The sequence below is a fragment of the Jongsikchunia kroppenstedtii DSM 45133 genome, assembly GCF_000380485.1.
GTDB lineage: Bacteria > Actinomycetota > Actinomycetes > Mycobacteriales > Mycobacteriaceae > Jongsikchunia > Jongsikchunia kroppenstedtii.
Window position 1 is genome coordinate 38,781 of sequence record NZ_AQYG01000041.1, and the last position, 22,227, is coordinate 61,007.

Genomic DNA, 22,227 nt, shown 5'->3' on the forward strand with positions numbered 1-22,227 from the left:
CTTCCAGTCGTTTCTGGCGTGGGCGGGGGCTTTACGTCCAGGCGCTTGTCTGTTCGGCGATGAGATCGATCGACCAGGGGCCGTCGGTCTCAGTGTGATTCTTACGCGTCCAACCCTGCAGCTGCGCGATGGCCCCTCCCTGGACCTCGAACACCTGCCCGGTGAACGGGCAATCGGCGGCCGCCAGGTAGGCCACCAGCGGCGAGATATTCGCCGGACTGAACGCGTCGAACGCCCCCTCGTCGACCGGCTGCGCGAAGATCGCGCCCATGCCCGGGGTGGCCAGGGTCAGGCGTGTACGGGCGATCGGCGCGATCGCGTTCACCCGGACGCCGTAGCGCGCCAGCTCCTGGGCGGCGACCAGCGTCATGGCCGCGATGCCGGCCTTGGCGGCGCCGTAGTTCACCTGCCCCGGGTTCGGCAGGGTGGTGCCGGACGCCGAAGCCGTGTTGATCACCGCCGCGTTCGGCTGGTTGCCGGCCTTGGACTGGTCCTTCCAGTGCGCGGCCGCGTGATGCAGGACGTTGAAATGCCCCTTCAGATGGACGGCGATCACCGCGTCCCACTGCGCCTCGTCCAGGCCGGCGATGAAGCCGTCGCGCAGGATACCGGCGTTGTTCACGACGACGTCCAGTCCGCCGAACGCCGATACCGCCTGCTCGACAAGGCCTTTGGCCCCATTCCAGTCCGAGACGCTCTCCGTGTGTGCGACGGCCCGGCCGCCGGCCGCGACGATCTCGTCGACGACCTCCTGTGCCGGCCCCGCGTCGGAACCGGTGCCGTCGTTGGCACCGCCCAGGTCGTTGACCACCACCGCGGCGCCCTCGCGGGCGAACAGCAGCGCGTGCTCGCGCCCGATGCCGCGTCCCGCGCCGGTGACGACCGTGACTCGTCCGTCAAGCTTGCCCATTCTCAGTCTCCCGCTGCCGTTGACTGCCCCCTCCGACGTCAGTCGGATATCCGGGCCCAGCCGTCTTTGATGACCACGTCGCCTGCGGCGACGGTTTCGTACTGGTAGATCGAGGCGCCGTCGGCGGTGCGGCGGCGCCAGAACGTGCTGGTGATGTCTTGGCCGGGCAGAACGGGTTTCGCGAAGCGGACCGCCAGTTCCCGCAGCCGGCCGGTGTCGGACGCGCCGAGCTCGGTCAGCGCCGCCCACGAGGTGAACGCCATCGTGCACAGACCGTGCGCGATGATCCCCGGCAGGCCCGCCGCCTTCGCCGCTTCCTCGTCCAGATGGATCGGCATCGGATCGCCGGCCGCCGGCGAGTACCGGAACGTCTGATCGTCGTCGACATGCTGCGTGACGGTGGCGACCGGCGCACTGTCGCGCAGGCTCTCGTCGAAGGTGTGGTCCGGCGCCGAATCACCCACGGACTCACCGGCATCGAAGCCGCGGAAGAAGAAGGTCACCCACTGCTCGTTGACCAACTCACCGTCCGCATCCCGTACCTCGGCGTGCACCACGCCTGGCGTGCCCTTCTCCTTGCCGGTGTAGCCGATGACCCGCGAGCGGGCGCTCAGTACGTCGCCGGCCCGGATCGGCCGGTGGAACCGGAAATGCTGCTCGCCGTGCACGACGCGGGGGATGAGTTGGTAGGGAACCACTTCCATCGTCGTCACCACCAGCGACTGGAACATCGGGACGATCGCGAACACCGGCGGCGCTATCTCCCCCGTCCGGTGTGCGGCGATCGGATCGTTGGTCGCCTCGGCGTATGCGACGATGCGGTCGCGTTCGACGGGGAAGTCCTCGCCCGGCACCCACTTACCCACTGCTGCCGCGTTGAACGACAACTCACTGAGATCAGCCATTTCGCAACCAGATCGGCTGGTTTACCGGTCGGCCGGCTGATAGGCGGTCACGACGACCGCGCCGCCGAGGCCGATATTGTGCTGCAACGCCACCTTCGCCCCGGCCACCTGGCGAGCATCTGCCTGACCGCGCAGCTGCCAGTTGAGTTCGGCGCATTGGGCCAGGCCCGTCGCGCCCAGCGGGTGTCCCTTGGAGATGAGCCCGCCGGACGGATTGACGACGACCTTGCCGCCGTAGGTGGTCTCGTCGTTGTCGATCAGCTTGTGTCCCTCGCCCTCCGCGGCGATCTGCAGCGCCTCGTAGGTGATCAGCTCATTGGCCGAGAAACAGTCGTGCAGCTCGATCACGTCGACATCGTCGGGCCCGAGTCCGGACTGGTCGTAGACCTCCTGGGCCGCCCGCCGCGACATCTCCTTGCCCACCAGCGTCTGCGCCGACTTCGATTCGAAGGTTCCCGGCGTATCGGTGATCATCGACTGGCCGACGATTTCCGTTGCGTGCGGCAGCAATTCGTTGTGCTCCTGCAGGTAGCTCTCGCTCACCAGGATCGCCGCGCCGGAGCCGTCCGAGGTCGGCGAGCACTGCAGTTTGGTCAGCGGACCGTAGATGACCCGGGACTCCAGGATGTCGTCGAGCGTGTACTCATCGCGGAATTGCGAGTACGGATTGTTCACCGAATGCTTGTGGTTCTTGTAGCCGATCTTCGCGAAATGCTCCGGCGTGGAGCCATATCGCTCGTTGTGCTCGACCCCCGCGACGCCGAACATCCACGGCGCGGCGGGCATGGCGAACTCGGCGATCTCGGCCAGCGCCATGATGTGCTTGGTCATCGGCTGCTCGCGGTCGTTGAAAGTCGTTCCCAGCGAACCCTTCTGCATCTTCTCGAAGCCGATCGCCAGCGCCACGTCGGTACGACCGCCACGGATGGACTCGGCCGCGAGGTACAGCGCGGTCGATCCCGTGGAGCAGTTGTTGTTGACATTCATCACGGGGATGCCGGTGAGACCCAGTTCGTAGATGCCGCGCTGGCCGGAGGTCGATTCGCCGTAACAGTAACCGGCGAAGGCGATCTCGACGTCGCCGTACGAGATGCCGGCATCCTCGAGCGCCCGGGTGCCGGACTCCTTGGCCATCGCCGGGTAGTCCCAGCCTTCGCGGGATCCCGGCTTCTCGAACTTGGTCATACCGACGCCGACCACGAATACCCGTTCGGCAGTGCGCTTGGACATGTACCACTTCTCCCTGAACGTCGACAGCGTTCCCACCACGGGGAACATACATGCAGAACTGTATGCGATTGCGGGAGCTGCGTCCATAGCTCCTCAACTGGGAGAATGGCGATCTAGGAGTTCTCGGCGATGTCCGGTCGGATCGTGTCGGCGTCCGCCGCCGCGGCGGCCACGGCCGCCCGGCGCTCGCGTTCGACATCCTTCATCAGGCGGGCCATCATCGCGAACAGCTCCGGGTCGCTGATCGCGGTCCACCGGGGCGCGAGCAGCTTCATGTACCGCTCGACATACAGCAACTGCTTGCCGACCAGGACCAGCTCCCGCGGCAGCCGCAGGTCGTACTCCTTGGCCAGATCCATCAGCTGCTTGCCGAGATCGGCGTACGAAAGGCTGCGCATGTCGGTGGTGGCCAACGGATCGGTGAAGTTCTTCATCACCTGCCCGACGTCGCCGCCGTCCAGGCTGTGGCGAGGCACGGCGCCCAGCTCGAACAGCTTCTGCACGGCCGCCTCGTGGTCGCTCCGCACCAGGAGATCGATCACCAAGCCGCACAGGATCTTTCGCGATCGCTCATCGAACCGGCCGACGATTCCGAAGTCCAGCAAAACGATTCGGCCGTCATCGTCGACCAGCACGTTGCCGGCGTGCAGGTCACCGTGAAAGATGCCCTGGTTGAGGCCAGTATCCAGCAGCGACAGCAGCAGCGTCTTGACCAGCCGCGTGCCGTCGAACTTCTTGGCGCGGATCGTCCGCAGGTCGTCGATGCGTGTCGCGGTGATCCGCTCCATCGTGAGCACGCGCTCGGTGGTGTATTCGTGGTAGACCTTCGCGACGCGCACCCGGTCGGCGTAGTCGGTATCCGCGACGGCGGCCTGCCACTCCTCCATCGCCCGGGCCTCGGCCCGAAAGTCCAACTCCTCGTTGAGGTTCTGAGTGAAGTCTTCGACGATCTCGGGCGCGTTCATCACCTTGCCGACCGAGGTCACCCGGGCGACCTTCGCCGCCCGCGCCAACAGCTGGACATCCGAGGCCAGCCGCATCCGGATGCCCGGGCGCTGGATCTTGACCACGACATCGGCGCCACTACGCAGCGTCGCGGTGTGCACCTGCGCGATCGACGCCGACGCGATCGGCTCGGAATCGAAGCGCGCGAAGATCTTCTCCGGCTCGTCGCCCAGCTGCTCGATGAGCACGCGGCGCACCTCGGCCGGGTCCGCCGGCGGCACCCGATCGAGCATCGAGCGGAACTCCCTGGACAGCGGCAGCGGGAAAACGCCTGGGCTGGAGGCGATCAGCTGGCCCAGCTTCACGTAGGTCGGCCCCAGACGGGCGAACGACTCCCGCGTCTGCTGCGCGGCACGGATCTTCAGCGGCTTGCCATGCCCCGGCCTTGCGAGTCGCACCCCGGCCCGACCGGCCTGTCGCAGCAACGATCCCACCCGACGGATCTCGGTGACAGCGGGAACCTTCTGCAGCATCAACACGTCGTCAGCCGGTCGGCTGCCTATCGATCGGGGGCTGTCCGGTCGCTGGCTCATCTGATCTACTCCGGTGCGGTGATCCGGGCCCCCGCCAGCACCGGGAATCGTTCCTGAATCTTCGCGATCATCGCGTCCTCCTGCTCGGCCAGTGCCTGCTGCGCCATCATGCCGAGCGGGCCGTCCATGATCTCGCCGGTCAGCGACGTCTCCACGTCGGCGATGCTCGTGCCCGTCGTGCCGTCGAGATCAATGGCCACAGCGACGTTGGTGTCGCCGAAGCCGAGGCCGTTCATCCGGTAGCGGCCCTTCTTAGTGGCCAGCACGGCGTCCTTGTTGTCGGCCTCGGTGAAGGTCAGCACCAGCTCCTGGGGCATCCCCATCACGGTGGCCATCAGGCTGATCGTGTCGCCGGGCGCCACGGTCTCCCAACTCGGCGCGTTCTTCACCTCGACCTGCACGCCGACCTCGGCCTCGACCTCGGCCTGACTGATCGATCCGGACGCGGCGGTGAACTCCGTCAGCAGCTCGTCGATCGTCTTGTCGATCTCGAGATGGCGCTTGATCTCCACGGGACTCCTTATTCGTCGCACGGTTGCAACTTGTCGGCGCTGCCGACGGCCGATGTCGATTATGACCCCCGCCGCGCCAGGAACCGAACCGAACCGGCAGGTGCCATCGCCTCGTGGCGCCTTCCGTCCGGCGCGGTGACCGAAACCACCATTTACATATATGCATCAATGTAGGTAAGTTGGGGCAACACCCCACGGAGGCACTCATGACCACCTATTTCCTCACCGGCGGGACAGGCTTCATCGGATCTCGCCTGGCGGCCGCGTTGCTCGATCGACCCGACTGCGACGTCCTGTACCTGCTGGTTCGCGAATCGTCCCGCACCCGGCTGGCCGAGCTGATGGCCGACTGGCCGAATTTCGACAGGGCGGTGCCGATCGTCGGCGACCTCACCGTGTCGGAGCTCGGCGTCGACGTATCCGCGCTCGACCAGGCGCCCGATCACGTCGTACATCTGGCCGCCAGCTACGACATGACGGTCGACGACCAGGTCAACGTGCGCGCCAACGTCGACGGCACCCGGCATGCGCTGGAGTTCGCCGCGGCCGTCGGCCGCCGCACGGGACAGGCGCCCGTCTTTCACCACGTGTCGTCGGTGGCGGTATCCGGCGACCACGCAGGCCCGTTCACCGAAGCCGACTTCGACCTCGGTCAGGGCTTCCCATCGTCGTATCACCGGACCAAGTTCGAGGCCGAGAAGCTGGTCCGCGACCAGGCCGACCGGTCCGATGGCGTGCCCTACCGCGTCTACCGTCCCTCGGTGGTGCTCGGCGATTCGACCACCGGCGAGATCGACAAGGTCGACGGGCCGTACTACCTGCTGCCGATGATGACACGGATGGCGCTGCTGCCGCACCGGCTCCCGCTGGTGAGCCCGGATCCCGGCGGCGTGCTGCGCTCCCGGATGAACGTCGTCCCCGTCGACTACGTGGTGTCGTCGATGGCGGCGCTGATCGCCGCGGACGTCCCCAGCGGCAGCGTCTTTCACCTCGGTTCGCCGACGGACGAGACCTATCTCAGCGTGATGAACGTCTTCGCGGACATCCTCAACGCCCCGCGGGTCCGCTCCGCCGTCAACATTCCGCTGCCCAGCGGCGGCCACCGGAGCATGGTGCGCCGTGTGTTCGACGAAACCGTGTCCGAGGTCGGCATCCCGCCGCAGCTGCTGGCGATGCCGCCGATCAAAGTGCGCTTCGACACTAAGGCGACCGCGTCGGCCCTGGCCGAGCTGGGCCTGCCCGGCACCCCGCCGCCGCTGCGCGACTACGCCCCGGCGCTGATCGACTACTGGCTCGACAACCTCGACCCGGACCGCGCCCGCCGCACCTCGCGCCGGCATCCGTTGCGCGACAAGGTCATCGTGATCACCGGCGCCTCGTCGGGCATCGGGCGCGCGCTGGCCCTCGAAGTGGGCGCCATGGGGGCGGTTGTGCTGCTGCTCGCCCGCCGCGGCGACGAACTGGACGCGGTGGTCCGCGAGATCACCGCCGCCGGTGGCCGGGCCGGCGCCTATCCCGTCGACCTCACCGACGACGCCGCGGTGGACGCGACGGTGAAACAGCTTCTCGCCGAACATGATCACGTCGACTATCTCGTCAACAACGCCGGCCGCTCGATCCGCCGATCGGTGATGGCGTCGGTCGATCGGCTGCACGACTACGAGCGCACGATGGCGATCAACTACACCGCCGTGGTGCGGCTGACGCTGGCGCTGCTGCCGTCGATGATCGAGCGACAGTCGGGACATATCGTCAACGTGACCACGGCCGCCGTCGACGCGCGCCTCGCGAAATGGTCCGCCTACACGGCCTCCAAGGCGGCCATCGACACCTTCGGGCTGATCGCGGGAGAGGATCTGCTGTCCGAGGGCATCACCGTCTCGAACGTGCGGATGCCGCTGGTGGCGACGCCGATGAGCGCACCCAGCCGCGAGGTGAACCGGCGGGTGCCGGTGCTCACCGCCGAGGCGGCGGCCCACAAATACATTGTGCGCCAAGCGCTCATCCGCAAGAAGCCGCTGGTGAACACCGCGGGCGGACCGTTCATCACCATGGCGCACAGCTTCAGCCCGCGGGCCACCCGGCTCGGCGCGCATCTGATCGCCGGCCAGGCGATGGGTGAGACGGCGCCGGACGGCCGCGAGCGCAACACGGCGCCCGCGCCGGCCCGGGTCGCAGGCGCCGCCACCCGGCTCGCGTGGCGCCGGCTCGCCACTCGCCCGGTGCGCCGAACGCGCTGAGCCGCCTGTCGGGCAACCACGGCGTCTCGGCGCCCGGCGCAACCGTCGCGACCCGGGTAGAAATGAGTTTCATGGGCCGAGAGATTCGCACGATCGATCCCAGCAACCGCGACGTCGCGTGGCAGGTATTCGCCACCGCGTTCGCCGATGACCCGGTGATGCGGTGGGTGATCGCCGACCCGCGCCGGGACGGCTCCGCCTTCGAGGGGCTCGACCTGGCGCTGCACGGTGCGCCCGACAGCGGCGAGCTGCTCTACGACGGCGACGTGGCGGTCGGTGCCGCGCAATGGGATCCGCCCGGCCACGAACCGCCACCGAGCGAGTCGATGCGCAGCCTGCCGATCTTCGCGCGGGCTCTCCGCGGGCGCCTCCCCCGGGGAATCGCGCTGGCGGTGTCGACCGCGCGTCGGCGTCCGAAGGAGCCGCACTGGTACCTCGCGACGATCGGTGCGGTATCGCAGGGCCAAGGGATCGGCACGACGTTGCTGCGTCATCGGCTCGACGAGATCGAGGGCCCCGCCTATCTGGAAAGCTCCAACATCGCCAACAACCCGCTCTACGAGCGGTTCGGGTTCAAGGTCACCGGCGAGATTCACCTGCCGATGGGCGGCCCCACCCTGTGAACGATGTTCCGGGACTGACCCGACGGCCCCGACCGCCTACTGTCCGCCGAAATCGGCGATCAGGTTGCGGCGCAGCAGCTTTCCTGACGCCGTCCGCGGCAGCTCGTCGAGGTAGTGCACATCACGCGGCTGTTTGTACCGCGCCAGGTTCTCCTTGACATGCGCCCGCACCTCGTCAGCGGGGAACTCCGCGCCGTCCTCGAGCACCAGCACGGCGGCCAGCCGCTGCCCGAACTCGTCGTCGGGCACACCGAAGACGGCGGCCTCCCGGATCTTCGGATGCGCGTACAGCAGATCCTCGACCTCGCCCGGGAAGACATTTTCGCCGCCGGACGCGATCATGTCGTCGTCGCGACCGTCGACATGCAGCCGACCGTCGGCATCCCAGTGGCCGACGTCGCCGGTCGACATCAAGCCGTCGATCATCTTCTTGGTGCCCCCGCCGGAGTAGCCGTCGAACATCAGCGCGCTGCCGGCATAGATGGTGCCTCGTTTGTTCGGGCCCTCGACCACGTTGCTATCGGCGTCGATGAGCCGCACAGTGACCACCGACGGTGGGTAACCGGCGCAGCCCGGCGCCGCGATCCAGTCCTCGGGCTTGGCGACAGTGACGACGCTGACCTCGCTCGAGCCGTAGAAGTTGTACAGCGTCGGCCCGAATCGCTCGATCGCCTTGTTGCCCACGCTGATCGGGATGCCTGACCCGGCCGAGAAGATCACCTGCAGGCTCGAGGTGTCGTACTTCTCGTTGTCCGGCACCGACAGGATCCGGTGCAGCATCGTCGGCACCAGGACCAGGGTGGTGGCCCGGTACTTCTCGACGGCCGCGAGCGTGGCCTCGGGGTCGAACTTCGCGCGCAGGACATTCGTGCTGCCCAGGGTCATCGAGTACAGGAACTGGCTGAGGCCGGTGCCATGGAACATCGGCGCCGCGTAGACGGTGACGCCATTGAGCGGCACCGGGATCCGCTCGATCATGCCGGCCGCAGCCAAGGGGTTGCTCACCGACCGGGAGGCGCCCTTGGGCAGCCCGGTGGTGCCGCCGGTGAGAATCACCATCGAACCCGGCTGCGACGGGCGCGGCGCCGCCGGGAGGTTCGCCCCCTCGGCGATCAGCTCACCGATAGTCTCGGCGCCGGCGGCCGGGCCGTGCACCACCACTCGCACGCGCGGCTGCGCGGCCAGGGCCGCCTCGGCGAACTCCGAATCGTGCATGATTGCCGAAATACCCTCGCGGACACAGACTTCTGCGGTCTGTTTGGCCGACATGCTGGTGTTCAGGAAGACCACCCGCGCGCCCACCTGACCGGTGGCAGCCTTCGCCTGCACCAGTCCGAGACGGTCCCGACACAGCATGCCGACGACGGAGTCGGGACCGATCCCGCGCTTGTGCAGCGCGGCCGCCAGGCGGTCCACCGTGCGCTCCAGCTCGCGGTAGGTGATCTGGGTGTCGTCGTCGATGATCGCAATCGTGTCCGGGAACCGGCGGGCGCTGCCCTTGACCGGGCTGGCCAGCGGTCCGATCGTGCGCATGTCCTTGGCGGCGGCGACCAGGTGGTCCGGCCGCTTGAAGTCCATTGCACCGGAACGAACGATCACCCCCACCGACTTGGCGTTGACGACGGCCGGGGCGGCCAGGCGTTGCAGACGATCCAGAATCATGTGTCTCCTCGTGGGGGCAGGGCGGGATCAATGGGGTCGGAATCATCGTCGGCCGTGGCGAGTTCGGCGTCGATGACAGTCGTCTTGTCAGAAGTGCGGCCGGTCCGCCGGCGGCTGCGGCGCTGACCCTGCGCCAGCAGGCCGGTGGCGAAATCGCCGAGCGGCGTGTCCTTCAAGCCGGCGGTGTCGTCCATCGCGGACTGCAGCCGCGGCGTGAGTTCCTTGAGGGTCGGCGCGAGGATCTGCAGCGTCTCCTCGACGGTCTTGACCTGATCGAGCGTGCCGCCCTCGCGGACCGCGCGTTCCAGCAGACCGTCGGGGCCGAACAGCACGCCGACCCCGCCGTCGACATCCAGCAGTTTGTCGACGGCGCCGCCGGGCGCGAGCGCCTCGCCGATGCCGCCCTCGGCGGCCAATGCCTTGCCCAGCGGGCGGTCCGGGTCGGCCAGGGCGATCACCTGACGCAGGGTCCGCAGCGCGACCACGATGTTCGCGGGGTCGGACAGCTCCCAGCCCACCCGGGCCAGTTCCATGCCGACGGCGCCGGCCTCTTTGGTGATCGCGGCAATGCCGTCGGGCAACGCACGCAGCCGACCCAGAACATCCACCTCGCGCTCCGATCTCCCAGAATCGTCTGACTCAGAATCGTGTCGTAGGTCACCCTATGCCGCCGGGCGGTTCCGCGGCGATCAAACCGAGCGATCGCTAGGTTCGTCGCGGTTCCCACACTGTAGTTTCCCGAAAGCTCCCGAGCGCGGGTGGGGTACGACGATGATGAGAACGTGCTCGAGGAGATGGAATCCGAGGCGGCCGATCTCTATGCCAAAGGCGACTACGACGCCGCATTGGCGGAATTCTCGGTGCTCCGCGAGGTCCGCGCACGCCGCGACGGCCCCTACTCGAAGAACTACCTGACCGATCTCCTGGGCAGCGTCCGGTGCATGGGCCAGCTCGAGCGCTGGGGCGACCTGGAACCGATCTCGGCCGAGTTCTACAACAAGTACCTGCGCACCCATCCGGCCGCCGACGCGATCTCGGTCGAGGCGGCGAGATGGCTCGCCTGGGCCAAGAGCCACACCGGTCAGGGCAGCGCGGCCGCCGATCTCTACGTCCGCGCCGCCGACGCCCTGGTGAAGGCCGGCGACGAGACCGGCGCGCTGCCGCTGCTGCGGGCCGGGCTGGGTCAGCTGCGGTCGCTGGCCGAGAGTGATCCGATCGCTGCTCTGCTGGAACGGATCTCGGCCCTGCCGGGCAGTTCCCGGCTGGCCGAGCTCGCCGCGGCACTGCAGTCGGACGGATCGGACGACGAAGTATCGTCGCCAGGTGCGACCGCAACGCCGCCCCGCCCCTGATGCCGGCTCCCGCCCCGTCGGCGCGAGCTCGTCGCCGCGGCGGTCGATGACGCATCCGGCGCTGGCGCGGATTCGCGAGCGTTCGTGGTGGCCGCTCGGCATCGGCGTACTCGCGCTGGTGGTGTCGCTTTGGCATCTGGGAGTGCCGTCCTACTGGTACGACGAGATGGCGACGGTATCGGCGGCGAATCGGCCACTGCCCGATATGGATCGGTTGCTTAGCCACGTCGACGCCGTACACGGTGCGTACTACGTCGTGATGCATTTCTGGTTCGACGCGACCCGCGATTGGGGGGCCTTCGGACTCTCCCAGGAGGCAGCCCGACTGCCGTCGGCGCTCGCCGTCGCCGCCTCGGCGGGCGTCATGGTGGTCCTCGGGACGAAGCTGATCGGCACCCGGTTCGGGGTCGTCGCCGGGCTGATCACCATGACCATCCCGCGGGTGCTGTGGGCCGCGAACGAGGCTCGCGGCTACTCCTTCTCGATCCTGTTCGCCGTGCTGACGATGCTGGCGCTGCTGGTCGCCATCGAGCGCGGCCGCGCCTGGTGGCTGCTGTACGCCGCGGCGATGGTCCTGTCCGGCGCCTGGTTTCTGCTGTCGATCACGCTCCTCGGCGCGCACGCGGTGGTCGTCCTGACCCGGCGCGGACGGCGGCGATCGTGGCCGTTCGCCGTCGCAGCCGGAATCACATTGGCCGTGCTGGCGCCGTTTGCCGTATTCGTGCACGGCCAGGCGGCCCAGATCTCCTGGATCCCACCATTCTCCGGCGGCACGATCGGCGACTACCTGCATTTCGAGTTCGTCCAAGGCGCACCGGGCTACGCCGTGGCAGCGGCCCTCATCGTGGCGGCGGGCATCGGCCTGACGCTCTGGAGACAGCCGGCTCCCTGGAAGCAAACGGGGCCATGGCGGCAGCAGTCGGGGGCCCGCGCGGTGATCGTGCTGGCGCTCGCGTGGCTCGCCGTCCCGGCGATCCTGGTCCTCGTGTACTCGTGGCTGGCGACGCCGACCTACGTTCCGCGGTATCTCGCATTCACGGCGCCGGCACTGGCCCTGCTCATCGCGGTCGGCGTCGAGAAACTCGTGGAGCTGCATCGATCGGCGCTACTGCTCATCCCTGTACTCGTGGTGCTGGTGGCGCCGACGTATCTGGCGCAGCGGACCGCCTACGGTCATATCGGCGGCAGCGACTTCTCGGCCGCCGCCGCATTCGTTCGGTCGCACGCGCGTCCCGGTGACTGCGTGGCATTCGAATCGCAGATCAGTTGGAGCCCGGCGTCGGATCGGATGATTCTATTGGCCGCGCCCAACGACTTTCGCGGGCTCGCCGACATCGGTCCGGCGGTGGCGGCCGACCGGGCCGGCACGCTGTGGGATACCGATCGCCCCCAGCAGGACTACGGCCCGTGGGCCCGCGCCTGCGCGACCGTGTGGGTGATCACCGACGGCGACCGCGGACGGCGCACGGTCATCCGACCGGCCGGCGGGGTGCACTGGATCTTCGACCCGTTCCGCTTCACCGACTCCGGCCTGTACCGCGTGCTGGCGGCGAGTGGCCTGCGGGTCGACTCCGCGACGCGGTTCAACCATTCGCAGGTGGTCCGCCTCACCCGCCCGTCCTGACCGCGCGACCAGGCGAAATCCACGATTCCGCCACCCGGGGACGCCCGGTTCGGACCGAGGGTGCAATATCCGAAGAATGACCACCGCCGCATTCTTCGAACCCGGCCCCGACGGATACGTCCCCACCAAGTGGGCGTTGGGCCGCTGGTCCAAGGACACCCTGCACGGTCCGGCCGTCGTCGCGCTCGCCGCCCACGAACTGGAACTGGCCTGCATCGACGACTCCGGCGACTTCCTGCCGACCCGCCTGACGGTGGACCTGTTCAAGGCGGCGAAGCTGGATCCGATCACCGTGCAGATCGAGATGCTGCGTGACGGTCGTCGAATTCGGGTCGCCGAGGCTCGGCTCCTGCAGAACGGTGCCATGGTGTCGCGAACCCTGTTGGTGCTCTTGCGAAAATCGGCGCCGCCGCCCGGGGCGGAATGGACCCGTGGCGAGCTGCCGGCGCCGCCGGCGGATCAGGAGTTGGCGAATATCGGTACGCAGCGCAGCCGGATCGGTCTCATCGGCTCCGACGACACCGGGTGGACCGGCGGCACCGGAAACATCCAGAACGCGAGCCGCAAGCGCCTGTGGTCGACGCTGCCGGCCACCGTCGTTCCGGGAGAAGCGCTCTCCCCATTCCAGCGTGCGGTCATCGCCGCGGAGTCGACCAGCCTCATCACCAACCTCGGTACCGACGGCATCGGCTACATCAACGCCGACCTGACCGTCGGACTATCACGGCTTCCCGTCGGCGACAAGATCGGCCTGGAGGCCGACAGCCATTGGGCCGACGACGGCATCTCGGTCGGCACCGCCACGCTCTATGACGAGAAGGGCCCGTTCGGCACCGGAATGGTTGTGGCGCTGAACAACTCGGCAGCGCAGATCGATTTCAGCGACGACAAGCCCGGCGAGCATGTCGTCCGAGATTGAGGTAGCGCCCGGCGTCGTCCTGCATTACGAACGCGCCAACCCCGGCGCCGACAAGACGATCGTGCTCCTCGGCGGGCTCGGGATGCCCGCCAGCACCTGGAAGATCGTCGGACTGGTGGATCGGCTGGCCACCGCGGGCTTTTCGGTCGTCAGCTTCAGCGCGCGCGGGCTCGCGCCGTCGTCGGCACCCGAACCGCCCTACTCGGTCGCCGACCTGGCCGCCGATGCCGAGTTACTCTTCGACCATCTCGGTCTGCGCGGTGTGATCACCATCGGATATTCGATGGGATGCTATGTGGCACAGACGATTCTTCGGCGGCGACCGGAACTGATCGGCGCGCTGGCGATGGTGGGCGGCTTGCGATCGTCGGCGATCAGCCGGCTGGTCAACGACATGGAGCTGGGGCTGATCGAGAAGTACGGCGAATTGCCCACCGATGTACTGACTTTCGAGACGATCATGACCACGCTGCCGCCGTCGATGGTGCAGGACCAGCCCACCGTGACCGCGTGGCGCGGGATGCTCGACGGCGTCACACCGGACGATCCGGACGCGCATCGGCGCGGCATGCGTGGACAGCTGGAGGCGTCACGCGCCTGGGTCGACGCCGGCGAGCCCACGGACGAGTCCCTCGCCGCGATCGCAAAGCCGGTGCTGGTCATCGCCTTCGAGCACGACGCGTTCTTCCCGCCCGGCACCAGCAAGCAGGCCGCGGAGCTGATTCCGGGCGCGCGCTATGTGCAGGTCGACGGAGCCGCGCACGGCGGACTGATCACGCACCCGGTCGACGTCGGCAACCACCTGGAACTCTTCTGCCTGGAGCATCGGTGACTGCATTCGACGAATCGACGGCCTAGATGGGGGTGCCGTCCCAGTCATGGTCGTAGAGAAAGGCTTCCGGCAGCGTTACGTGATACCGCAGCGCGTGCAGGCTGATGTTGCCGAGCGCCAACGGAACACACATGACCGGCGCCTTGTCCTGCCGATCGGAGATGATCTCGTCGGTGGCCCGGTAATCGCGCCAGAAACCGCGCCAGGTGTTGCCCGCCAGCGATGACTTGCGCCAGCCGTAGAGCATCATGCCCGGGCCGATCATCCGGCGCACATCCGACCGCGGCGTCACCAATTCCGTTGCGGTACCAAGGAATGCCTTGTCGATCCCGCTGCCGCGATCGAACATCAGGATGCCGCTCGTCGAGCGCGGGTTGCACTCGATCGAGAGCAGTCCGCGCTCGGGCGAGTCGATGAAGTCGAATCCGATCTGACCGGTGAAGCCGACGTCCTTGACGATCTCGGCGATCCAGTCGCTGATGCCCGGGTGATCAGTCTGCTCGAAGGTAAGGCTGGAGCTGCCGTCGATGGCATACCGCACCGGGTAGATCGATTCGGCGAGCACCCGCCCCTCGTGGACCACCGAGTAGCTGCAGTACTGCCGACCGTCGACCCATTCCTGGGCGATCCACGGGTTGTCGGCCTCGAACGTCAGCCCGGTCGGCTTCTGTCCCGGCCGCACCTTGTAGACCTCGGCCGAGCCGCGCGAGTAGCTCTGCTTGAGCGCGTATGTCAGATCGCCCATGTCGAGCTCGTCGAGCTCCTGCTGCGACCGGACCTCGGCGAAACGCATGACCGGCACCGACCGGTCGACGAGCAGCTTCTGGAATTCGACCTTGTTGTGCAGCTGGTTCTCGAGACGGAAGTCGGAGAGGAACAGCTTGGTGGTCGGCGGGAACAGTTCCCGCTGCATCGAGAGGTAGTAGGTCTCCTCGTGCATGGGGATGATCAGGTCGATCGACTCCTGCTCCGCGATGCGCGCGAGCTCGCGGCCGTAGCCGTGCGGATCGAAACGCGGCGCCGGCACACGGAACACCCGGCTCACGGCGTTCGAGAACCGGGTGACGGGCAGCTTCATCGAGTCGGCGATCATCACCTCGTGACCGGCGTCGGCGAGAAGCCGGGCCAGATGCAGGGTCAGAAACGAGCGGCCGAAGGTGATCAGGATCCGTGCCGATCCACCGTCACGTGGCCCGCCAAGCGGTCCCGGGTCGTTTGCCATTACTCACCCAATTCCCAAATTCGACAACGTCAATTCCGCCCCTGATCAGGACATATCGTATCCCACCGCGGTTCTGACGCCCCATTCGCCCGCGTCGCCAGCACAGCAGATCCGCACTATCCCGGCATGTCCGATTCTCGCTTTGCCGCGATAGTTGCCAGGTAGTAACTTCTCCGAAGGTGCGTTCAGTCACAAGGGTTGGGTGAACACATAACGAGAGAAGATGCTTTGGGTCACTTGAAACGCAAGCGTAGCCGCATCGTGGTCGCCGCCGCCGCACTGTTCGCCACCGCAGGACTCACGGCCACAGTGGCAGCCCCGGCATCGGCCTCACCGAATCCCATCCCCGGAATCAACGGAGTCTGGGGCACCCCCAATCTGACCGGACCGGCCAAGGCCGTCAACTGGATCACGGGACTCAACAGCATCAACAACACCGCGCAGTACGCGGTCCTCGGCGCCGACCTCGGCATCACCTGGGACGATGGTCGCGGCCGGATTCTGTCGGTCTTCGGCGACTCGGCCAGCTTCAACCCGCTCTCGTGGGTGCAGAATCGGACGTTCTTCGCCTGGCGTTCCAACGTGATCTTCACCAGCCACACCCGCGATCTGAGCCGCGGCATGTTCTTCGACGGCGCCATCACCGATTTCCCCGGCCACGCGAAGGAACTGCTCACCCCGCAGATCGGCGCGGAGATCACCAAGATCCCGACGTCGGCCATCGCCATCAACGGCAAGCAGTACATGACGTGGATGGACGTCACCCGCTGGCCCGGCGGCAACAACTGGGACACCAAGTTCTCCGCCATCGCCGTCTCCGGCGACTACGGCCAGAACTGGGCCGAGCTGCCGAACACCGTGCGCCCGTCCGCCGGCGGCAACTTCAACTTCCAGATGCAGTCGCTGCTGCGCGTGGGCAACACGGTGTACGTCTACGGCACGCCGGCGGGCCGCAACGGCATGGTCTACCTGGCCCGCGTCGACGCGAACCGCATCACCGACCTGGGCGCCTACTCGTATTGGTCGAAGGGCAAGTGGGTGCCGAAGAACCCGGACGTCGCCAGCCCGGTGAACGTCAAGCCGACCGGCGAGCTGTCCGTCGCATGGAACGCCTACCTCGGCAAGTACGTGATGCTGTCGACCAACCCGGCGATCATGATGCAGACCGCGTCCAGTCCGGAAGGCCCGTGGAGCCCGCCGCGCACGATCATCGGCAGCGGCGAGATGGTGTCGGCCTACGCGCCGTACATCCACCCGTGGTCGAGTGGGTCGAACCTGTACTTCACCGTCTCGCAGTACCAGAACTACAACGTGCTGCTGGCGCGGCTGCCACTGGCGCAGTTCAAGTAGTCGATCTCTACCGACGATCGGGCCCCGACGGTAATCCGGCGGGGCCCAATCGTTGTGGTTGATTACGGCCGTCGTCGGCCGACTACTGCGGCAGCATCGACCGCATCTGTGCGATCTCCTTCTGCTGCGCGTCGATGATCGACTGCGCCAGTGCCTTGGTCGCCGGATCCTTGCCCTGCGCGAGCTCGGTCTGCGCCATCTCGATCGCACCCTGATGGTGTTCGACCATCATCCGCAGCCACATCGTGTCGAAGGCGCTGCCGGACAACGTCTTCAGTTCGTTCATCTGGTCGTCGTTCATCATGCCGCTCATCGAATGGCCACCGTGCCCGCCATGTCCGCCGTCGGACGGCATCGAGGTCGGCTGATGCCACGCCTGCAGCGCGGCGGTCATCTGGTCGATCTCCGGCTGCTGCGCGCCCTCGATCGCCGTGGCCAACGCGCGAACCCGCTCGTTCGTGGTGCGCGACGGGACCAGCTTCGCCATTTCCACGGCCTGCTGATGATGCGGGATCATCATCTGGTCGAACATCACGTCGGCCGCATTGAAGCTCGCCGATGCCGGAATGGACGCCGAGCCGGACGGCATCGACATGGCCGATGACGACGCGTGGTCGCTGGATGACGAATCGTCGGAACATGCTGCGGCGGTGCCGATCACGACGATCGATGCGGCCGCGGCGACGGCGATCCTGATAGATGTGTTCATGAGAGACTTCCTGTTTCGTCGGTGTTCGAGCCCGCCACAGCGGGCTTCGGGTTGAGGCAGATGCCGGTCGCCCCCGATTCGGGGCACCGGGACGTGCGTCAGCGCCGGAACACCGACAACGAAGCCTGGGTGGGAGCCGTCCACGGGGGTGGCCGTTCGGCGATGAAACGCAGTCGGCGCGAGCAGATTCCGACGATGTCGACGGCGATCGCGACTGCCACGATGGCGATCAGCACGGCCGCTGCGAGCGCAATCTCGGCCGAGCGCACGAAGACGCAGTGGTGCCCGTGCTCGCAGCCGGCGACCCCGGAGGCCTTGTCGGCGGCTTGATGGCCGGCCACCGGCGTCGACTGCGCATGCATCGAAGCCGGCATGGCCATCGGCGCGGCCACGGCCATTCCGACCGCACCCTGATGCATGAGGAAGACGGCGAACACCGCTGTCAGCACCACTGGCAACCGACCGCGCATTACACCTCCTCCGATACCCCCGACCGGTATGCAGGATACCGAATCGACCGATCCGGTGTCGGCCGTCGAGCCCGGAGGGCAAGATCGGGCGCATGGCCAAGCGTTTTCTCCGGTACGGCGATCGCAAATACATCCTGAACCGCGAGGCCGAGGCGCGGCTGGAACGCACCGTCGAGCAGGTCTATGCCGACGGCAGCGGCGGGCATCAGTGGCTGACGCTGTATCCGGATACCGAGATGCCCTGCCGGGTGCTCATTGCGGCCGGGGTACCGATCTCGGTCGAGACCGAACTCGGCCCCGACGACTGACCCGACCGGACATTCACGTTCGCCGAGTGGACCGTGAGGTTCATCGAGTGGACCGTCATGAGCACCGACCGGACAGACCGCGCACTCGATGACTATGAGTGTCCGGTCGACGAACGTGGGTGTCCACTCGGCGAAAGTGAGTGTCCGGTCGACGAACGTGGGTGTCCTGTCGACCTGGTTGGGCGATGCCGTCAGCGGCCGAACATGATCACGCCGACCCCGACCACACAGATGGCGGCCCCGAGCAGGTCGTAGCGGTCGGGGCGGAACTTGTCGAAGATCATCGCCCACGCCAGCGATCCGATGATGAAGACTCCGCCGTATGCCGCGAGCACCCGGCCGAAATGCGCGTCCGGCTGCAGCGTCGCCACCACCCCGTACACGCCGAGCGCGACCACACCCGCGCCCGCCCACAGCCAGCCGCGGTTCTCGCGCAGCCCCTGCCACACCAGCCACGCCCCGCCGATCTCACAAACGGCGGCGATCACGAACAGGATCACCGTCTTGCCGACCGTCATTCGCCAACCGTAGCGCTACGGTTGGTGGCATGAGTGCACGCAGAACCGCACTGCACGCCGGTGCGGCCGGACTCGGTCGGCTCGTGCGCGCGCAGCCGATCGACCAGGTACCGCTGGGCGGCATGGTCGACCTACCCGGACGCGGCAGCACGTACGTCACGGACAGCGCCGCACCCGGTACGCCGGATGCGGATTCCGGCAAGCCCGCGGTGATCCTGCTGCATTCGGTCACCACGACCGGTCAGCTGTGCTGGTATCCGTCGATCCCCGCGCTCGCCGAGCACTTCCGGGTGATCACGCTGGACCAGCGCTGGCATGGCCGCGGGATCCTGTCCGACGAGTTCCATCTGGACGACTGCGCGGACGACGTGGCGGCACTGGCGGACGTGCTCGGCCTCGATCGCTTTGCGGTCGCCGGCTTTTCGATGGGCGGCGGCGTCGCGCAGCTGGTCGCGCACCGGCACGCCGACCGGACCTCCGCGATGGTGCTGTGCTCGACCGGCCCGTTCTTCAGCGGCCACCCCGACTCCGAACGCACCCCCGGCCGCGGCGAGACGATATTCACCCGGTTCACCCACAAGCAGCAGCCGAAGCTGGTCGTTCCCACGAATCATGCGGCGCTGGACGATCTTTCGGTGCCGCCCGGCGTCTGGGGCGCGCGGCAGTTCCGGTCCACGCCATTCTCGCGCTACCGCCGCCTCAACGACGGCCTGAACGAATTCGATTCGCGCGACTGGCTCGACACCCTGCAGACACCGACGGCCGTCTGCATCAGCACCCGCGATCGCACCGTGGCGCCGAGCCGTCAGCAGCTCCTGGTCGACGGGATCCCGGGAGCCCGGCGATTCGACATCGACGCCGGTCACGCCTGCTGCGTGATGCAGCCCGGAAAGTTCGTCCCGACCTTCGTCGAGGCCTGCCGGAGCGTCGTCCCCGCGAAAGCTACGCCGACGCTGCCTTGAGCAGTTCCTCGATGTCTTCGACGAACGCCTCGACGATCGGCCACGGATCGGGCACCTGCTCCTTGCACGCGATGACGCCGAGGTTGAGATGGCCCTCGGAAGAGAAGACGGTGACGTTCAGTCCGGCGCCGTGGAACACCGGGCCGAGCGGATACATCGCCTTGATCTCGCCGCCCAGGAAATAGAGCGGGAAGCTCGGGCCCGGCACATTCGAGATCACCAGATTGTGAATGACCGGATGTCGGTCGGCCAGCTGCGCGCTGCCGTACAGCTTCATCACGGTCTGCATGGTCAGCGGCGGCGCAAACTGCGCCCACGACCGCATCAGGTTGGCGTTGATGTTGCCGAAGTGCTCCTTGGACGTCGCCATCCGGTTGGTGATCTCTTCGATGCGCTGGACCGGGTCGTCGATATCGGTCACCAGGCGGGTGAACATGCCGCTGACCTTGTTGGTGCCCTCGACCAGGGTGGCGCCGATCTCGGCCTCGTGCACCGACACCGGGACCATGCCGACCAGCGGCTGCTCGGGCAGCTCGCCGCGGTCGGCGAGGAACCTGCGCAGCGAACCGGACATCGCGGCCAGCACGACGTCGTTGACCTTGGCGCCGAAGTGGTTCTTGATCGTCTTGACGTCCTCGAGGTCGACCTGTGCGAAGGCGATCGAGCGATGCCCGGTGATCGAGCCGTTGAACGAGGTCCGCGGCGCCGAGAACGGCGCCGGCATGGCGTCGCCCCGCTTGGATCGCGCCAGCCAGTCGACCGGCACCTTGACCGTCCGCGGCAGCAGGCCGACCAGGCTCAGCGGCCGGGTGACGACGTTCTTCACGCCGCTCGCGGCGAGTTCGAGCGGCGGCGCGTCGCCCGCCGTCTCCTTCAGCATCTTCGGGTCGAGCTCCGGCGGGTCCGGGGTCATCGAACACAGCTGCGCGATCAGGCCGGCACCGGTCACGCCGTCGACGCCTGCGTGGTGCATGCGCAGCATGACGCCGACGCAGCCGTTAGCGAGACCTTCGATGATCCACATCTCCCACAGCGGCTTGCTGCGATCGAGCGGGATACCCGCGATATGCGCACATAGGTCGGCCAGTTCCCGCTGACCGCCGGGCGCGGGCACGGCGACCCGGTGCACGTGGGCCTCGATGTCGAACTTGTCGTCCTCCACCCACACCGGATGATCGAGGTTGATGAGCGGGTTGTAGAGCTTGCGGCGGAACGCCGGCATCGCCGTCACGCGGCGGGCGAGTTCGGCCCGCAGGTCCTCGAAGCGGTAGCCGCCCTGGACCGTTTCGGGATCGATCTGGATGATCCCGGACACGTGCATCAGCTGCGAGCGCGACTCGATGTAGAGGAAGGTGGCATCAAGCCCACTGAGTCGTTCCATGGCTCCTTCGGATTCCTTTCGCCCCAGGTCCAGCGCACGGCGCGCCCCGGAAACCCGTCGTCAGATGTATAGCAATCCCGTGGGACCCAACACAGCAAGCCGGCGAAAATGAGCCATAACACACATGTGGGCGCTCGTTCAACTCCATCACAGATCACCCCGTCGGACGGCGGCGCTACTGTTGCCTCATGCGTTTGGGTGCACACGTGCGGCAGGACAATGACCCGCTGGGACGAGCGATGGAGCTGGGGGCCGAGGTCATCCAGCTGTTCGTCACCGACCCGCAGAAATGGGACAAACCGCAGCCGCATCCGCAGGCGCAGCAACTGCGCGAGTCCGACATCGACGTCGTCGTGCACTCGTCGTATCAGATCAACGTCGCCTCGCTGAACAACCGGCTGCGGATGCCGTCGCGCCAGGCGGTGCAGCTGCAGGCCGCCGCGGCCGGCGAGCTGGGCGCGTTCGGCCTCGTCGTCCACGGCGGGCATCTGCGCGACGGCGAGGACGACGCGAAGGGTTTCGAGAACTGGCGCAAACTCTTCGAGCGCCAAGCCGACAAGGGCGGATTCGCCGTGCCGATTCTCATCGAGAACACCGCCGGCGGCGATCACGCGATGGCGCGCACGCTGGAATCGATCGAGCGGCTCTGGGACGCGGTCGGCGACTTCGAGCAGGCCGGGTTCTGCCTGGACACCTGCCACGCCTGGGCGGGCGGCGAAGACCTGGTCGGGCTGGTCGAGCGGGTCAAGGCCATCACCGGACGCATCGATCTGGTGCACCTCAACAACTCTCGCGACGAGTTCGACTCGGGCCGCGACCGCCACGCCAACCTGCACGACGGGCATATCGACACCGACATGCTGATCGACGTCGTGAAGGCCGCCAGCGCCCCGGTGATCCTGGAGACGCCGGCCGACGGCGTCGCCGACGATCTGCAGTTTCTGCGCGAGTCGGTCTGAC

Annotated in this window: 22 protein-coding genes; 10 read left to right on the forward strand and 12 right to left on the reverse strand. The window is 67.3% G+C overall.

Annotated features, from left to right (window positions below; translation table 11 throughout):
• Positions 1–31: 31 nt before the first annotated feature.
• The 5 genes from G341_RS0105635 to G341_RS0105655 all read right to left on the reverse strand — a co-directional run bounded on the left by G341_RS0105635 (position 32) and on the right by G341_RS0105655 (position 5,095).
• Positions 32–910, reverse strand: a complete 879-nt coding sequence (locus G341_RS0105635; RefSeq protein ID WP_018178137.1) for an SDR family oxidoreductase — start codon at positions 908–910, stop codon at positions 32–34.
• 38 nt (positions 911–948) lie between these two features.
• Positions 949–1,815 (reverse strand): MaoC/PaaZ C-terminal domain-containing protein, encoded by an 867-nt coding sequence (locus G341_RS0105640; protein WP_018178138.1) that lies wholly within the window; start codon positions 1,813–1,815, stop codon positions 949–951.
• A gap of 21 nt (positions 1,816–1,836) precedes the next feature.
• The gene (locus G341_RS0105645; RefSeq protein WP_026303285.1) at positions 1,837–3,045 is read right to left on the reverse strand and encodes a lipid-transfer protein; all 1,209 of its coding nucleotides are present in this window, start codon (positions 3,043–3,045) and stop codon (positions 1,837–1,839) included.
• A gap of 113 nt (positions 3,046–3,158) precedes the next feature.
• Positions 3,159–4,583, reverse strand: coding sequence for an ABC1 kinase family protein (locus G341_RS0105650; RefSeq protein WP_187329165.1), 1,425 nt, complete (start codon positions 4,581–4,583; stop codon positions 3,159–3,161).
• 5 nt (positions 4,584–4,588) lie between these two features.
• A complete protein-coding gene (locus tag G341_RS0105655; protein ID WP_018178141.1) occupies positions 4,589–5,095 on the reverse strand; it encodes a hypothetical protein in 507 nt (168 codons plus the stop codon).
• A 206-nt stretch (positions 5,096–5,301) separates the two neighbouring features.
• On the opposite strand from G341_RS0105655, the gene G341_RS0105660 reads away from it, so the two are divergent.
• Both G341_RS0105660 and G341_RS0105665 read left to right on the forward strand, forming a co-directional pair.
• Complete coding sequence (locus G341_RS0105660; RefSeq protein ID WP_018178142.1) at positions 5,302–7,335, forward strand: SDR family oxidoreductase; 2,034 nt, start codon at positions 5,302–5,304, stop codon at positions 7,333–7,335.
• A gap of 71 nt (positions 7,336–7,406) precedes the next feature.
• Positions 7,407–7,958 carry a GNAT family N-acetyltransferase gene (locus G341_RS0105665; RefSeq protein ID WP_026303286.1) on the forward strand — a complete coding sequence of 184 codons (552 nt, stop codon included), beginning with the start codon at positions 7,407–7,409 and terminating at the stop codon, positions 7,956–7,958.
• A 36-nt stretch (positions 7,959–7,994) separates the two neighbouring features.
• Here G341_RS0105665 and G341_RS0105670 read toward each other — a convergent pair whose 3' ends face one another.
• Complete coding sequence (locus G341_RS0105670) at positions 7,995–9,620, reverse strand: AMP-binding protein (protein ID WP_018178144.1); 1,626 nt, start codon at positions 9,618–9,620, stop codon at positions 7,995–7,997.
• Positions 9,617–10,228: a hypothetical protein gene (locus G341_RS0105675; RefSeq protein WP_018178145.1), complete on the reverse strand. Its 612-nt coding sequence runs from the start codon at positions 10,226–10,228 to the stop codon at positions 9,617–9,619. Before G341_RS0105675 ends, G341_RS0105670 begins: the two co-directional genes overlap by 4 nt.
• 150 nt (positions 10,229–10,378) lie before the next feature.
• On the opposite strand from G341_RS0105675, the gene G341_RS0105680 reads away from it, so the two are divergent.
• The 4 genes from G341_RS0105680 to G341_RS21145 all read left to right on the forward strand — a co-directional run bounded on the left by G341_RS0105680 (position 10,379) and on the right by G341_RS21145 (position 14,347).
• Entirely contained in the window at positions 10,379–10,972 is a 594-nt protein-coding gene (locus tag G341_RS0105680) for a hypothetical protein (RefSeq protein ID WP_018178146.1), read from the forward strand.
• Complete coding sequence (locus tag G341_RS0105685; protein ID WP_018178147.1) at positions 10,944–12,596, forward strand: glycosyltransferase family 39 protein; 1,653 nt, start codon at positions 10,944–10,946, stop codon at positions 12,594–12,596. Before G341_RS0105680 ends, G341_RS0105685 begins: the two co-directional genes overlap by 29 nt.
• Positions 12,597–12,672: 76 nt before the next feature.
• On the forward strand, positions 12,673–13,515 hold the full coding sequence (locus G341_RS0105690) for a thioesterase family protein (RefSeq protein WP_018178148.1): 843 nt from the start codon (positions 12,673–12,675) through the stop codon (positions 13,513–13,515).
• Positions 13,499–14,347 (forward strand): alpha/beta fold hydrolase, encoded by an 849-nt coding sequence (locus G341_RS21145; RefSeq protein WP_018178149.1) that lies wholly within the window; start codon positions 13,499–13,501, stop codon positions 14,345–14,347. The genes G341_RS0105690 and G341_RS21145 overlap by 17 nt, the downstream gene beginning before the upstream one ends.
• Before the next feature lie 22 nt (positions 14,348–14,369).
• On the opposite strand, the gene G341_RS0105700 is transcribed toward G341_RS21145, so the two are convergent.
• Entirely contained in the window at positions 14,370–15,569 is a 1,200-nt protein-coding gene (locus G341_RS0105700; RefSeq protein ID WP_018178150.1) for an ATP-grasp domain-containing protein, read from the reverse strand.
• A gap of 237 nt (positions 15,570–15,806) precedes the next feature.
• On the opposite strand from G341_RS0105700, the gene G341_RS0105705 reads away from it, so the two are divergent.
• Positions 15,807–16,919 carry a glycoside hydrolase family 183 protein gene (locus G341_RS0105705; RefSeq protein WP_043450724.1) on the forward strand — a complete coding sequence of 371 codons (1,113 nt, stop codon included), beginning with the start codon at positions 15,807–15,809 and terminating at the stop codon, positions 16,917–16,919.
• Positions 16,920–17,001: 82 nt separating this feature from the next.
• On the opposite strand, the gene G341_RS0105710 is transcribed toward G341_RS0105705, so the two are convergent.
• Both G341_RS0105710 and G341_RS22945 read right to left on the reverse strand, forming a co-directional pair.
• Complete coding sequence (locus G341_RS0105710) at positions 17,002–17,628, reverse strand: DUF305 domain-containing protein (RefSeq protein ID WP_018178152.1); 627 nt, start codon at positions 17,626–17,628, stop codon at positions 17,002–17,004.
• Between the two features lie 98 nt (positions 17,629–17,726).
• Entirely contained in the window at positions 17,727–18,098 is a 372-nt protein-coding gene (locus G341_RS22945; protein WP_155826799.1) for a hypothetical protein, read from the reverse strand.
• Positions 18,099–18,190: 92 nt separating this feature from the next.
• On the opposite strand from G341_RS22945, the gene G341_RS0105720 reads away from it, so the two are divergent.
• On the forward strand, positions 18,191–18,406 hold the full coding sequence (locus G341_RS0105720) for a hypothetical protein (RefSeq protein ID WP_018178154.1): 216 nt from the start codon (positions 18,191–18,193) through the stop codon (positions 18,404–18,406).
• A 191-nt stretch (positions 18,407–18,597) separates the two neighbouring features.
• Here G341_RS0105720 and G341_RS0105725 read toward each other — a convergent pair whose 3' ends face one another.
• The gene (locus tag G341_RS0105725) at positions 18,598–18,924 is read right to left on the reverse strand and encodes a YnfA family protein (protein ID WP_018178155.1); all 327 of its coding nucleotides are present in this window, start codon (positions 18,922–18,924) and stop codon (positions 18,598–18,600) included.
• A 29-nt stretch (positions 18,925–18,953) separates the two neighbouring features.
• Between G341_RS0105725 and G341_RS0105730 the strand changes: the two genes are divergently transcribed.
• Positions 18,954–19,886 (forward strand): alpha/beta fold hydrolase, encoded by a 933-nt coding sequence (locus tag G341_RS0105730; RefSeq protein ID WP_018178156.1) that lies wholly within the window; start codon positions 18,954–18,956, stop codon positions 19,884–19,886.
• Here G341_RS0105730 and G341_RS0105735 read toward each other — a convergent pair.
• Positions 19,867–21,267, reverse strand: coding sequence for a WS/DGAT/MGAT family O-acyltransferase (locus G341_RS0105735; protein ID WP_018178157.1), 1,401 nt, complete (start codon positions 21,265–21,267; stop codon positions 19,867–19,869). The two genes, G341_RS0105730 and G341_RS0105735, sit on opposite strands and share 20 nt — an antisense overlap.
• A gap of 188 nt (positions 21,268–21,455) precedes the next feature.
• Here G341_RS0105735 and G341_RS0105740 point away from each other — a divergent pair, with 188 nt between their 5' ends.
• Complete coding sequence (locus G341_RS0105740) at positions 21,456–22,226, forward strand: deoxyribonuclease IV (RefSeq protein WP_026303290.1); 771 nt, start codon at positions 21,456–21,458, stop codon at positions 22,224–22,226.
• Position 22,227: the final 1 nt, after the last annotated feature.

Coding starts and splice junctions, on each gene's coding strand:
- G341_RS0105635 (WP_018178137.1), bottom strand. CDS start 910: ATGGGCAAGCTTGACGGACGAGTCACGGTCGTCACCGGCGCGGGACGC.
- G341_RS0105640 (WP_018178138.1), bottom strand. CDS start 1,815: ATGGCTGATCTCAGTGAGTTGTCGTTCAACGCGGCAGCAGTGGGTAAG.
- G341_RS0105645 (WP_026303285.1), bottom strand. CDS start 3,045: ATGTCCAAGCGCACTGCCGAACGGGTATTCGTGGTCGGCGTCGGTATG.
- G341_RS0105650 (WP_187329165.1), bottom strand. CDS start 4,583: ATGAGCCAGCGACCGGACAGCCCCCGATCGATAGGCAGCCGACCGGCT.
- G341_RS0105660 (WP_018178142.1), top strand. CDS start 5,302: ATGACCACCTATTTCCTCACCGGCGGGACAGGCTTCATCGGATCTCGC.
- G341_RS0105665 (WP_026303286.1), top strand. CDS start 7,407: ATGGGCCGAGAGATTCGCACGATCGATCCCAGCAACCGCGACGTCGCG.
- G341_RS0105670 (WP_018178144.1), bottom strand. CDS start 9,620: ATGATTCTGGATCGTCTGCAACGCCTGGCCGCCCCGGCCGTCGTCAAC.
- G341_RS0105690 (WP_018178148.1), top strand. CDS start 12,673: ATGACCACCGCCGCATTCTTCGAACCCGGCCCCGACGGATACGTCCCC.
- G341_RS21145 (WP_018178149.1), top strand. CDS start 13,499: ATGTCGTCCGAGATTGAGGTAGCGCCCGGCGTCGTCCTGCATTACGAA.
- G341_RS0105700 (WP_018178150.1), bottom strand. CDS start 15,569: ATGGCAAACGACCCGGGACCGCTTGGCGGGCCACGTGACGGTGGATCG.
- G341_RS0105710 (WP_018178152.1), bottom strand. CDS start 17,628: ATGAACACATCTATCAGGATCGCCGTCGCCGCGGCCGCATCGATCGTC.
- G341_RS22945 (WP_155826799.1), bottom strand. CDS start 18,098: ATGCGCGGTCGGTTGCCAGTGGTGCTGACAGCGGTGTTCGCCGTCTTC.
- G341_RS0105720 (WP_018178154.1), top strand. CDS start 18,191: ATGGCCAAGCGTTTTCTCCGGTACGGCGATCGCAAATACATCCTGAAC.
- G341_RS0105725 (WP_018178155.1), bottom strand. CDS start 18,924: ATGACGGTCGGCAAGACGGTGATCCTGTTCGTGATCGCCGCCGTTTGT.
- G341_RS0105730 (WP_018178156.1), top strand. CDS start 18,954: ATGAGTGCACGCAGAACCGCACTGCACGCCGGTGCGGCCGGACTCGGT.
- G341_RS0105735 (WP_018178157.1), bottom strand. CDS start 21,267: ATGGAACGACTCAGTGGGCTTGATGCCACCTTCCTCTACATCGAGTCG.
- G341_RS0105740 (WP_026303290.1), top strand. CDS start 21,456: ATGCGTTTGGGTGCACACGTGCGGCAGGACAATGACCCGCTGGGACGA.